This window comes from Clostridioides sp. ES-S-0048-02 (assembly GCF_020658495.1).
Lineage (GTDB): Bacteria > Bacillota > Clostridia > Peptostreptococcales > Peptostreptococcaceae > Clostridioides.
In genome coordinates, this window is record NZ_JACVWH010000002.1 from 539919 (window position 1) to 552457 (window position 12539).

Consider the following 12539-nt stretch of genomic DNA (forward strand, 5'->3'; position numbering starts at 1 on the left):
TATTGAAACATATAATAATTTAGATAAAATTTCTTAAGAGGAATACTATGAGGAGAACATAAAATGAAAAAATGTCTTTACTGTAATAGGGATATAAAGTCACCAAATAATAAATTGGCTATAAAATACGATGACAATACCAATATATATCCATGCCGTACAGAATGTAAGGAAAAAATTGAAGAATATATAATAAAAAAACCTACTTATAAGTTTATAAATATATTGGAGGTTCTTTTAGGTGTAGGTGGAATATTTTGCTTTTTGAGCAAATGGACTATTGCAGCCCAAATTGTACTTGGAATTGACGCATTAGTTATATTTTTATTTCCATTAGCAGGGTTTAAGATGAATGGTAAATTAAGTATGGAGCAAACTAAGCATCAGAGCAGGTCTATAGCAATATCAATTTTAGCATTTATAATAGTAATAACTGTATTATATTTTAAGCAAATTGGTAAGTAAATCATAATTGTATAGAACATCATAAGAGTATGAGGTGAGTTTATGGAAGAAAGAAAATTAGCACCAAACAATGAGCGAGAAGCTCTTATAAAAAGATTAAAAAGAATAGAGGGTCAAGTTAAAGGGATACAAAAGATGGTAGAAGAGGAGCGTTATTGTGTTGATATATTAGTTCAAATATCTGCTATAAGGTCTGCTATAAATAGAGTGGGTACAATTATTTTGGAAAATCATATAAAAGGATGTGTAGCAGAAAGTATCAAACATGATGATAGTGAAAAAACTGAAGAGATGATAAAAGAACTTATGGATACCATAAATAAATTTACAAAATAAGGGGGCGATTAGGTATGAATCAACAAGGATTTATTATGGAGATTGTTGATGATAGAACCGCAAAATTAAAAATGCAAAGACACTCAGCTTGTGCTGCTTGTGGAAAATGTGCTACTGCTGACTCATCAGAGTCAAAAGAGATATTAGTAGAGGTAGACAATACAATTGGTGCGAAGGTTGGTGACCATGTAGAAGTAAGTATGGATAACATGAATGTATTAAAAGCAGCTGTGATGGCTTATATAATACCTCTTGTAGCACTTCTTGTTGGAACAATAGGAACATACTATATATTGGGAGCAATTGGCATGACATCTGGCGTTGAAGCGATAAGTGGATTAGTTGGGATTTGTCTTACAATAATTTGTTATTTGTATTTAAAGAAGAATGATAAAAAATTTAGAGATAGTAGAGAATTTATACCAGTAATCACAAGAATCTTAATTGACCTTTAAAATGATTATAATTTAAAAATAGCAATGTACTCTTATAAACACTTAATGTATATTTATAGGATTTCGGTACATTGCTATTTTTATATTTTTATTTTGATTTTCTTTGAGGAATAAAGTTCTTTCGTATTTTTAAAAGGTTTAATGTTCTTACAAAAGAAGTTACAACCAATACACCAAGCGATATTGCAGCACTTAAAAATAGTGCATCAGTACCTTTTGACATAGCTAAATCATAATTTTTTTGAATTAAAGATAACATTGTATTGTATAATCCAATTCCTGGTATCAGAGGAAGAATACCTGGAATTACAAATACAATAGCTGGTTGCTTTAGTTTTCTAGCCAATATCTCACTACATGCTGAAACCAAAGCGGCAGCTATAAAACCCGCAAAAATTGAGTTTGTAGTAAAATTAAATAAATATACATACACAATCCAACCAACTCCACCAGTTATTCCAGCTGGAAGAAGTAGATAAAGTGGTGCATTAAAAAAAACAGCAAATCCAGCAGTTGCAATGCCTGAAAATAAAAAATGTAAAATCATTGACATATCAGTCATTAGAAAGGACCTCCAATTCTATACCATGTATCAAGGACAAAACCGACTCCAGAAGCAATTGCAATAATAATCATAGCAGCATCGAAAGCACGAGAAATTCCTGATATTAAATTACCTGATATTAAATCTCTGATGGCTTTTATAAAAGCAACTCCTGGGAGTAGTGGCATTATTGCTCCAACTATAAGCATTTTAGGGTCATTCAAAATACCTATTTCAACTAGTAAAACTCCTGAAAGTGCTATTAAAAAAGAAGATACTAAACATGAAAATGCAGATATTGCACTTATCTTCATGGTTTTATCATAAGTAATTGCAGCAAATATTGCTATTATAAATGTAAGAATAAAATTTAATATATAATTCCCTCCAAGCAAGCAAGCAAAGCAAGCAGATGCAATTCCTGTACAAGAGTAAAACAACCATAAAGGATAAGGTTTTACCTCTTGGATTTCATAAAGACGTGCAATAGCAGTATCAATATCATATTCTTTATCATTTACAAATTCTCGAGAAAAACTGTTTAATAAGGAAATCTTATTTAAGTTTATACCTCTTGATTGAATCGTTTTCATAAACGAAAAACCGTCAAATTTTTCATCTGAAATAATTATTACTGTAGGAGTTGTAAAAATATTTACATGATAAAATCCTCTTGACCTGCATATTCTAAGGACACTGTCTTCAACCCTAGATGTTTCAGCTCCATTTTTTATCATAAGTTCCCCTACAAATAGAGCTAATTTTAGAATATTTTTTTTATATTCAAGTTCCTCATTTTGATTCATAAATACACCTCCAAATTAAAAAACATAATATTGAAATTATATCAAATTTTTAAGTAATATTCCTTATATATATATAAATTATATTATCTTTTTTTTATTTAAAAATAGTCACATCTAAATTATATCCAATTAAAAGAATTAGACAATATTATTTATTATATTTTAACTTAAAATACAGAAAGAAAACATGTAAAAGTAGTAAAACACTTGACTATTAATTTATAAAAGACTATAATAATAAATTATCATATTGATAAAAACGAAAATTATGAAATGTCTGTAAAAGTAAAATTTAAATAATAACTAGGAGGAGTAATATGTTTGAGAACTTGAAAAAAGCGGACCCTGAGATTTATGAAAGTATGAAAAGAGAGTTAAAAAGACAACAAAGGAATATTGAGTTGATAGCATCTGAAAATATAGTATCAGTTCCAGTAATGGAAACTATGGGAAGTCATCTTACTAATAAATATGCAGAAGGTTACTCAGGCAAAAGATATTATGGTGGATGTGAGTACATAGATGAAGTTGAAACTCTTGCAATAGATAGAATTAAAAAGATATTTGGGGCAGAACATGCTAATGTTCAACCTCATTCTGGAGCAAATGCAAATATCGGTGTATATTTTGCTATGCTAAAACCAGGTGATGTTGTTATGGGAATGAATTTATCTCAAGGTGGGCATTTAACTCATGGTGCTCCAGTTAATATTTCTGGTCAATATTATAAATTTTATGAATATGGAATAGATAGAGATAGTGGACTTATAGATTTTGATGATGTTAGAAAAATAGCACATGAAGTAAAACCTAAAATGATAGTTGCAGGAGCAAGTGCATATCCTAGAGAGATAGATTTTAAAAAATTTAGAGAAATAGCTGATGAGGTTGGAGCATTACTTATGGTAGATATGGCTCATATAGCAGGTCTTGTAGCTGCTGGTCTTCATCAAAATCCATGTGAGGTAGCTGATTTTGTTACAACAACAACTCATAAAACTTTAAGAGGACCTCGTGGAGGAGTTATCCTTTGTAAAGAAAAATATGCTAAAGCTATAGACAAAGCAATATTCCCTGGAATTCAAGGCGGACCTCTTGAGCATATAATTGCATCTAAAGCAGTATGTTTTAAAGAAGCTTTAAGTGATGAATTTAAAACATACCAACAACAGGTTGCTAAAAATGCAAAAGCTTTAGCTGAAGAACTTATTAAGAGAGATTTTAAATTGATTTCTGGAGGAACAGATAATCACTTAATATTATTAGATTTAACTAATAAAAATATAACTGGTAAAGCAGCAGAAAAAAGATTAGATGATGCTTACATAACTGCTAATAAAAATACAATACCATTTGATCCAAATGGCGCACTTGTTACAAGTGGAGTAAGACTTGGTACTCCAGCTGTAACTACTAGAGGCATGAAAGAGGAAGATATGGCAGTAATTGCTGAGGCTATAGACCTATGTTTAACTTATGATGAAGAATCTAAGGCAAGAACATTGGTTGTTGGTTTAACTGAAAAATATCCTCTATATGAAGAATATAATATTATGGATTAATTAAAAGTATAATTAAATAAGACATATTTAAAGAATTAAAATGATAGTATTTATGTTTAAGTATGTTTATAAATACAAAACCCAATTAATTAGGAGATAGCTTCCAATATTAATTGGGTTTTGTATTTTTTAATTAAAACTTTAAGATTTCTTAAGAATTATACTAGGTTTTTCTAAAGATTTAAAGTTTATACTTATAAATATAGTAATTAAAGGTATTTAAAGGCTTTAATGAGGAGGGAATCTTATGAAAGTATTAATTCTTACAGGAAAATTTGGTATGGGTCATTACTCAGCATCAAACTCTTTAAGTGAAGATATAAAAACAAAATTTAATAATTCTGAAATAATAATTAAGGATATATTTGAATATATTATGCCTAACTACTCAGATAAAATGTATAAAACTTTTTCTATTCTTGTAAATCGGGGAAGTAGTCTTTATAATTTATTTTACAAATGCACTGAAAATGGAAAAAAAGATATAAAATTTACATTTTCAGATTATTTCTTAACTAAATTAGACAAGTTACTTAATGAAATACAACCAACAGTAGTTATTTCAACTTTTCCATTTTGTTCTCAAGTAGTATCAAGATATAAAGAAAAGTATAATTCAAATCTTCCTTTGATAACATGTATAACAGATATAAGTAGTCATTCAGAATGGATTAGTAAAAATACAGATTGTTACTTAGTGGCTAGTGAATCTACTAAAGAAGAACTTATTTTAAAAGGAATAGATGAAGATAAAGTAAAAATTAATGGGATACCTGTAAAAAAAGAATTTAAAAAAATAGAACATATAAATCATTTAGATAAAAAAAACATCCTCATAATGGGTGGGGGCTTAGGTTTATTGCCTAAGTCAGAACAATTTTATAGAGAACTAAATAGTTTAGAAGGAGTAAAAACTACTGTAATAACTGGTAATAATAAAAAAATGTACTATAAATTGTACAATAGATATGAAAATATTGAGGTTGTAGGCTATACTAATGAAGTATACAACTATATGGAGAGTGCTGACCTTATTATTTCTAAACCAGGTGGAATAACATTATTTGAAACAATTTACTCAGAGCTTCCAATATTAGCATTCAATCCATTTTTGCAACAAGAGATAAATAATGCTGATTTTATACTAAATAATGGAATTGGAAGAATACTTGATAAAAATAAAAAATACTATGTAGATGAGATAAAAGACTTAATCTATGATGATGTTACACTTAAAGAAATGAGTTTGAATATGAAAAAACTTAAAAAACAATTTGATAATAATTCATTAGAAAATATTTTATTTTCATTTGATGGACAAGGAGTGTGTAGAGAATGTATGTAGTAGGTTTAATTATAGTTGTTGCTTTGATTTTTTTAATCCATTCAATTATACCTACATATTATAATAAATTATTAAATAAAGATGTATTGAAAAATATGACTGAGAAGAATGAAATTGCTCTTACATTTGATGATGGACCAGACAAAAGATATACAGAAAAATTGTTGGATGTACTAAAAGAAAATAATATAAAGGCCATGTTTTTCGTAGTGGCAAAGAATGCTGAAAAAGAGCCTGAAATTATAAAAAGAATGTTAAGAGAAAATCACATAGTTGGTTTACATTCACTAGAACATAAGAATGCATGGCTTTATAGTTATAATTATGTTAAAAAAGATTTTATTGAAAGTACAAATACAATGAAAAATTTAGGTGTAGATGTAAACTACTATCGTCCACCATGGGGTCATACTAATATATTTTCATATCAATTTGTTAAAAAATATAACTTAAAGATGACCTTATGGGATGTAATGGCAGAAGATTGGAGTAAAGATAGTACAGTAGAGATTATAGTAAATAAGTTAATAGATAGAACAAAAGAAAATTCTATAATTTGTTTGCATGATGCAGGAGAAAACTCAGGAGGAGCAGTTGGCGCACCTGAACGTACTATCGAAGCATTAAAGATAGCTATTCCAAAACTCAAAGCTAGTGGTTTTAAATTTGTAACACCAGAAAGGATGTAGTTATGATAAGTAAAACTGAAAAGAAAAATAAGTGTCTAGGTAGTGTAACCTTCTTAGTTTTACTAATGGGTATAACTGGATACTTTGTTTTTAGAGGTCAATCAATTGAATCGTTAATAAAATCATTAAAAGGTGCAAGTCCTGTGTTTATATTAATTGGATTTGCAATGATGTTTATATATGTTGCTTGTGAAGGTATAAATATATATTTAGGTATAAAGGCTTTAAATCAAAAAACTACATTTTTAAAATGTATGGGATATGCGTTTGTTGGATTTTATTTTAGTTCAATTACACCTTCAGCGTCTGGAGGTCAACCAGCGCAAGTTTATTACATGAAGAAAGATGATATAAACATATCTTATTCTTCACTTATACTATTAGTTATTGTTGTCATTCACCAAGTTGTTGTATTGGCATATAGCGGAATAATGTTCATTATGGAACGTGAATTTATACTAAACAATGTAAGAGGAATGAGTATTTTATTGATATATGGTGTAATAACGAATGTTGCTCTTGTTGTTGGAGTAATTGCAGTTATATTTTCAAAAAAATTAGTAAATAACTTCATAATATTCATAACGAATTTATTAGGAAAATTAAGAATAATAAAAGATGTTGAAGGTTCACGAAAAGTGATAACTTCTCAAATTGAAGAATATGTTAAAGGTGCTCAATATATAAAACAAAATCCAAAGTTAGTAATTAAGATTTTACTTATAACTATTGTGCAAATAACAGCTATGTTTTTAGTACCATTCTTTGTATATAAAGCTTTCCATCTATCAACATATACTGTGTTTGAAATATTAGCAATACAATCATTACTCAATATTGCTGTTTCATCTTTACCATTACCAGGAGCTGTTGGGGCATCTGAAAATAGTTTTATGACATTATTTAAGATATTTTTCCCAGGGCATTTATTAGTGCCAGCGATGTTACTTAGCAGAGGAATAAGTTTTTATGCATTCGTTGCTATAAGTGGTTTAGTATGTATTGTAGCACATGTTAAATCTTCTGAAAAAGTTAAGTCAGTAAAAGAAGTTGTTTATGTAAGATAGTATTGTATAGTTTATTTTTTACATCAAGGATATGTGTGTACGTTTTGATTAAACTTTGAGCATACTTACAATAGTAGAAAGTATTAAAACGTATGACATTGCTAAGCTTTTACTAATAAAGTATAATATTTTATATAGTTTGAAATATTTAAGAAATATAGTAAAAAAGGAGCTTAGCGATGAATAAAGAGATTCAAAAAAAAATTTTAGTAGCTGATGATAATCCAGAAATTAGGGAAATTGTAGAAATACTTTTAACTGGTGAAGGTTATGAAGTTGTTATGGCGACGAACGGAGAAGAGGCCGTAAATTTAGTAGACAGTACAATTGATTTGATTATTTTGGATGTTGTTATGCCAGTAAAGACAGGGTTTGTTGCATGTAATGAGATTAGAGAAAAAACAACAGCTCCAATATTATTTCTAACTGCGAAAACTCAAGATTCCGACAAGGTTATTGGGTTTTCAGCAGGAGGAGATGACTATTTATCAAAGCCTTTTTCATATTCTGAGTTAATTTCAAGAGTTAAGTCACTACTTAGACGTTATTATATATATCAGGGGAAGGAAAAGAATAAGGAGCAAAATATATTGAAAACAAGAGGTTTAAGTGTAAATTTGGATACTCAAGATGTCATATTGGATGGAGAAACTATATTTTTGACAACTATAGAATATAGCATACTAGTTCTTATGCTAAAAAATAGAAAAAAAGTTTTCTCGTCTGAAAATATATATGAAAGTATTTGGGATGAGCAATATTTTTATACAGCAAATAATACTATAATGGTACATATTAGAAATTTAAGAAAAAAATTAGAGAAAGATCAGAAAAATCCACAATATGTAAAAACTGCATGGGGAAAGGGGTACTATATTGATTAGCAAAATTAAGCCATCAAAGTTGGGTGTCATACTATTGATATATGTAGTAATCTCAGCTGGGGTGGCTTTTATTTTAAATATACCATTTTATTCTGCCGTTGAGTCAATAGTAAAGGATGTATCAGAAGGTAGAACCTACTTTAAAAGAGAAGCAGACCAGTTAATGGCTGATTTTCAAATCTATGTGAATGATAAAAATTTAAGTTCAAATGATGGAGAAGATATATCAAATTGGAATAATGACAATTGGTTTGTATCTATGAAAGTATATAAAGGAAATGAGCTTTTTTATGATACACTGTACTATCCAGATGAAGTACCTGATAAGAGTGAAGAAAATGAATTTTATAGTAGCTCTATGGCTAGACATTATGAGATACAATTTTCTGATATTAAAGCTAGTGTAGTTATAGTAGCACTGTTTAGATTTCGATTTCAAAACTTTATAGAAGCTGTTTCTATCACATTTATGGCAATTACATTTATTGTAACATTTTTATTGCTGTTGAGTAGAAAGATTAAATATCTAAGAAAAATAGAGATGGGCATAAAGATAGTAGAAAGTGGTAGTTTAAAGTATAGAATTCCTGTTAAGGGTAACGATGAATTATCATCACTTGCATCTAGTATTAATGAGATGAGTCAGGCACTTGATAATCAGATTATAAAAGAAAGAGAAATGAAGAATAAAAATAAGGATATAGTAACTTCAATATCACATGATGTCAGAACTCCATTGACATCAGTAATTTGTTATTTGGATTTAATTAAAGATCATAAGTATAATAGCCCTGAGCAATTGGAGCAATATATAAAAAATGTGAGATTAAAAGCATATCAGATAAAAGATTTGACAGATGACCTTTTTACACATTTTGTTAATTCGGAAGAAGAAGTTTCTAAAAAATATGAAAAGATTAATGCAAATGAATTTATATTTCAACTGCTTTTAGATAGTTCATATACATTGGAAGAAAAGGGATTTCATATAAAAATAGAAAATGAACTTTATAATCAATATCATATTTATGTAGATGTAACACAATTTAGAAGAATATTTGATAATCTATGTTCCAACATAATAAAGTATGCAAGAAGGGATAGACCAATAGTATTTTTAATTAAAGTTGAAGATGGTAAGCTGTTAATTATACAAAAAAACAAAGTTAGTAACATTCATAAAGATGTAGAAAGTTTTGGAATTGGCATAAAAAACTGTGAAAAGATAATTGCATATCACAATGGAAGTATAAATGTAAACTCAGGTGACAAAGCGTTTTCTATTGAAATATCTATTCCAGTAAATGAATCATAAATGTCTAAATTAAGTACTACACATGCCAATTGTTATGTGCCTATGACCAAGTAACAAGTTTACTTGTAAGACCATATAATATTATTATCTTAAAAAAAGGGGACATAATAATATGGTTTTAACAGGAGCGCATTATATTTACATTGTATTTATGGTAATTATCTTAATTACTATGCTTATGAAAAAAGATACTATAGTACCATGTATATTAGGTGTTTTTTTCATGGGGCTATTCTTTGAAAAAAATATCTTTGGAGCTATAACAGCAGTGTTTAACTCGTTTATTATATCTTTAAATGAGTTGGGACCTATTATTTTAATCATAGCTATTATGGTAGCTTTATCTAAAGCTCTAGAAGCAAATAATGCCATACAGTATATGGTAAGACCATTTTCCAAAGTTATAAAAAATTCTAACACAGCATTTTTTGTAACTGGATTTGTAATGTTGATTCTTTCTTGGTTTTTTTGGCCAACTCCAGCTGTTGCCTTAGTCGGAGCTGTATTTTTACCTGTTGCTATTAGAGCTGGATTACCAGCGATTGGTGTTGCAGTAGCATTAAACTTATTTGGTCATGGTCTTGCCTTATCTACAGACTTTGTTATTCAGGGAGCCCCAAGTATAACAGCTGGTGCCGCAGGAGTAGCAGTATCATATGTCATAAATGATGGTATGATTTTATTTTGGGTAATGGGAATTGTAACGATATCGATGGCGTTTTATACATTAAAAAGAGATATCAATAAAGGAATGTTTAGAGAAGAGCTTAAAGATTTTGAAAGTGAAGAAGTAAAAGAATTTAATGGAAAGTCTAAGATAGCAACTATTTTAGTAGCTTTAGGATTTCTTGCTGATATAATTGCTATGTATATGTTTGACCTAAAAGGAGGAGATGCATCAGCTCTTTTAGGAGGAACAGCAGTGTTTCTGATAATTATTATAAACACTATAAATTTCGGTAAAAATAGTCTTGAAAATGTGTGTGAAAATATAATAGATGGTTTTGTGTTTGGTATAAAGATATTTGGAGCTATTATACCAATAGCAGCGTTTTTCTACATGGGAGAAGTTGCACCTTTAACTGGTGTATTTGGAAAGGTATTAGCCCCTGGTTCTCAAGGATTATTATCAGATATAGGGATAGCTCTTTCTCAAACTATACCACTTAATAAATTTGCAGTATCAGGTATAGAAACTGTAGTAGGAGCAATAACTGGGCTTGATGGTTCTGGGTTCTCTGGAATCTCATTAGTTGGTTCACTTGCATCTGTATTTGGAACTGCTATTAATGCAAGTGTTGGTGCATTAGCTGCATTAGGTCAAATTAGTGGTATTTGGGTTGGTGGAGGATGTCTAGTTCCTTGGGGGCTTATTTCAGCAGCAGCAATTTGTGGAGTTAGCCCTATTGAATTGGCAAAAAGGAACTTTATTCCTGTGATAACAGGTCTCATTGTAACAACAATAGTAGCAGTATTCATTATTTAGACAATAAAAGCTAATATTATTTTACTTGTAGATTAACAAAGCTTATATAAATTAAAAATAAAAAATCATATAAATTAAAAATAGATGTACAGTTATTATCTACTAAAAGACTTTTGTATCATGTAAAAACTATACATCTATTTTTTTTTGAAGTATTTAATTTGAAATAGTTTATGTAAATTAATATCTGAATATTACATTTAAAATATAGCTTTTAAATATATTTCTAAATGTTAATAATTTAGAAGCTCAAAATTGTATCCTAGTTTTCTAGCATCTGATATAAAATCACTTAGAATTTCTGTACTAGTTTTAGAAACAGCATGTAGTAATAAGATAGAACCATCATGTAAATTATCCATTATTTTCTTCTTAGCTTCCTCATGTGATGGTTGTTTTTCAGTATCCCAATCTCTATATGCGAAACTCCAAAATATAGTTTTATAACCTAGGTTTTTAGTCATTGCTAAGCTTTTTTCTGAATATTTACCCATAGGAGGTCTGAAAAACTTAACTATGTTTTTTCCAGTTAATTCTTTATAAAGTTTTTCAACATCTTCAAATTCATCATTAAAGCTTTCTAGATTGCTTGTTTTTGTTGGCATAGAAGGATGAGTTTTACTATGACTTCCAACTATGTGACCTTCTGCAACCATTCTTCTTATCAAATCTTCATGTTCCTTTATATATGGAGAGGTAACGAAAAAAATGGCCTTTACTTTATTTTTTTTTAAAACATCTAGTATCTTTGATGTATATCCATTTTCATAACCTTCATCAAATGTAAGATATAATGTTTTTTGACCATCTTTGATGGGTCCATTATATATAGCATTATAGTCAGAAAAATTAAATTTGATGTCAGTATTTACTTCTGGAGTTTGATGTTTAGTATTTGGTATATAAAACCAATCAAGAGCAGTATTATCCAAAGATGACACATCTAACTTTTCATTATCATTGTTCACAGTATTTTTATTTGATGGACTGTCTGTTCCATCTGAAACAGTTACATTGGAAGTATCTTTACTATCATCAGCATTTTGAGAATCTCCTTGTGTTGATATTTCTTTATTCTGTTCTGTGTTTTGTTTTTTTTGTGAGTTTGAACATCCCACAACGAAAAAAATAGATATAGAAAGTATTGTCAAAACGTATAGTATCTTTCTAAGCATTTTTTAGCTCCCTTCTAAATTAATTGTAATTATATATAGTATTATTATAGTTTGAAAGTGTTATTATTAATAGTTACATATTTGAAAATAAAGTCGCAATAGTATTATAAAATATGAATAATTAATAAATTTAAGAAAAAATGTAAAAAAGTAGTTGACCATATTATAATAAGATGTTATTATAATAAATGTGCTCAACAAGGAACCAAAAAATAATGAGTACAAAATGATTTATTTAATAAAATGAACTTTGAAAATTAAACAGTAGGTTAATTTATAAAACAAGAAACAAACCATAAAGCCAGATATTTAGATAACAATAGTATCTGAGCCTGATAAACTTTTATTTGAGAGTTTGATCCTGGCTCAGGATGAACGCTGGCGGCGTGCCTAACACATGCAAGTTGAGC

At 28.7% G+C, this 12539-nt stretch carries 13 protein-coding genes and 1 rRNA gene; 11 read left to right on the plus strand and 3 right to left on the minus strand.

Annotated features, from left to right (window positions below; genetic code table 11):
* The first annotated feature begins 63 nt into the window (after positions 1-63).
* Genes IC173_RS05170 through IC173_RS05180 form a run of 3 tightly spaced genes read left to right on the plus strand, consistent with a single transcriptional unit; the run spans position 64 to position 1256 of the window.
* Positions 64-465, plus strand: coding sequence for a hypothetical protein (locus tag IC173_RS05170; protein ID WP_227434508.1), 402 nt, complete (start codon positions 64-66; stop codon positions 463-465).
* Positions 466-507: 42 nt separating this feature from the next.
* Entirely contained in the window at positions 508-801 is a 294-nt protein-coding gene (locus IC173_RS05175) for a metal-sensitive transcriptional regulator (protein ID WP_227434509.1), read from the plus strand.
* A 14-nt stretch (positions 802-815) separates the two neighbouring features.
* Positions 816-1256, plus strand: coding sequence for a SoxR reducing system RseC family protein (locus IC173_RS05180; RefSeq protein WP_227434510.1), 441 nt, complete (start codon positions 816-818; stop codon positions 1254-1256).
* A gap of 88 nt (positions 1257-1344) precedes the next feature.
* On the opposite strand, the gene IC173_RS05185 is transcribed toward IC173_RS05180, so the two are convergent.
* Positions 1345-1818 carry a threonine/serine exporter family protein gene (locus IC173_RS05185; protein ID WP_227434511.1) on the minus strand — a complete coding sequence of 158 codons (474 nt, stop codon included), beginning with the start codon at positions 1816-1818 and terminating at the stop codon, positions 1345-1347.
* Positions 1818-2606 (minus strand): threonine/serine exporter family protein, encoded by a 789-nt coding sequence (locus tag IC173_RS05190; RefSeq protein WP_227434512.1) that lies wholly within the window; start codon positions 2604-2606, stop codon positions 1818-1820. Before IC173_RS05190 ends, IC173_RS05185 begins: the two co-directional genes overlap by 1 nt.
* 317 nt (positions 2607-2923) lie before the next feature.
* Between IC173_RS05190 and glyA the strand changes: the two genes are divergently transcribed.
* The 7 genes from glyA to IC173_RS05225 all read left to right on the plus strand — a co-directional run bounded on the left by glyA (position 2924) and on the right by IC173_RS05225 (position 10954).
* On the plus strand, positions 2924-4168 hold the full coding sequence (gene glyA, locus IC173_RS05195) for a serine hydroxymethyltransferase (protein WP_227434513.1): 1245 nt from the start codon (positions 2924-2926) through the stop codon (positions 4166-4168).
* 247 nt (positions 4169-4415) lie between these two features.
* Positions 4416-5513: an MGDG synthase family glycosyltransferase gene (locus IC173_RS05200; protein ID WP_227855248.1), complete on the plus strand. Its 1098-nt coding sequence runs from the start codon at positions 4416-4418 to the stop codon at positions 5511-5513.
* Positions 5504-6202 carry a polysaccharide deacetylase family protein gene (locus IC173_RS05205; RefSeq protein ID WP_227434515.1) on the plus strand — a complete coding sequence of 233 codons (699 nt, stop codon included), beginning with the start codon at positions 5504-5506 and terminating at the stop codon, positions 6200-6202. The genes IC173_RS05200 and IC173_RS05205 overlap by 10 nt, the downstream gene beginning before the upstream one ends.
* Before the next feature lie 2 nt (positions 6203-6204).
* Positions 6205-7269, plus strand: a complete 1065-nt coding sequence (locus tag IC173_RS05210) for a lysylphosphatidylglycerol synthase transmembrane domain-containing protein (RefSeq protein ID WP_227434516.1) — start codon at positions 6205-6207, stop codon at positions 7267-7269.
* Positions 7270-7448: 179 nt separating this feature from the next.
* Complete coding sequence (locus IC173_RS05215; protein WP_227434517.1) at positions 7449-8153, plus strand: response regulator transcription factor; 705 nt, start codon at positions 7449-7451, stop codon at positions 8151-8153.
* Positions 8146-9468 carry a sensor histidine kinase gene (locus tag IC173_RS05220; RefSeq protein WP_227855249.1) on the plus strand — a complete coding sequence of 441 codons (1323 nt, stop codon included), beginning with the start codon at positions 8146-8148 and terminating at the stop codon, positions 9466-9468. Before IC173_RS05215 ends, IC173_RS05220 begins: the two co-directional genes overlap by 8 nt.
* Before the next feature lie 112 nt (positions 9469-9580).
* Positions 9581-10954, plus strand: a complete 1374-nt coding sequence (locus IC173_RS05225; RefSeq protein ID WP_227434519.1) for a hypothetical protein — start codon at positions 9581-9583, stop codon at positions 10952-10954.
* Positions 10955-11187: 233 nt separating this feature from the next.
* Here the strand turns inward: IC173_RS05225 and pdaA are convergent, their stop codons facing one another.
* A complete protein-coding gene (pdaA, locus tag IC173_RS05230; RefSeq protein WP_227855250.1) occupies positions 11188-12129 on the minus strand; it encodes a delta-lactam-biosynthetic de-N-acetylase in 942 nt (313 codons plus the stop codon).
* Positions 12130-12472: 343 nt separating this feature from the next.
* Between pdaA and IC173_RS05235 the strand changes: the two genes are divergently transcribed.
* Positions 12473-12539: ribosomal RNA gene (locus tag IC173_RS05235) — 16S ribosomal RNA — on the plus strand; the annotation flags it as partial.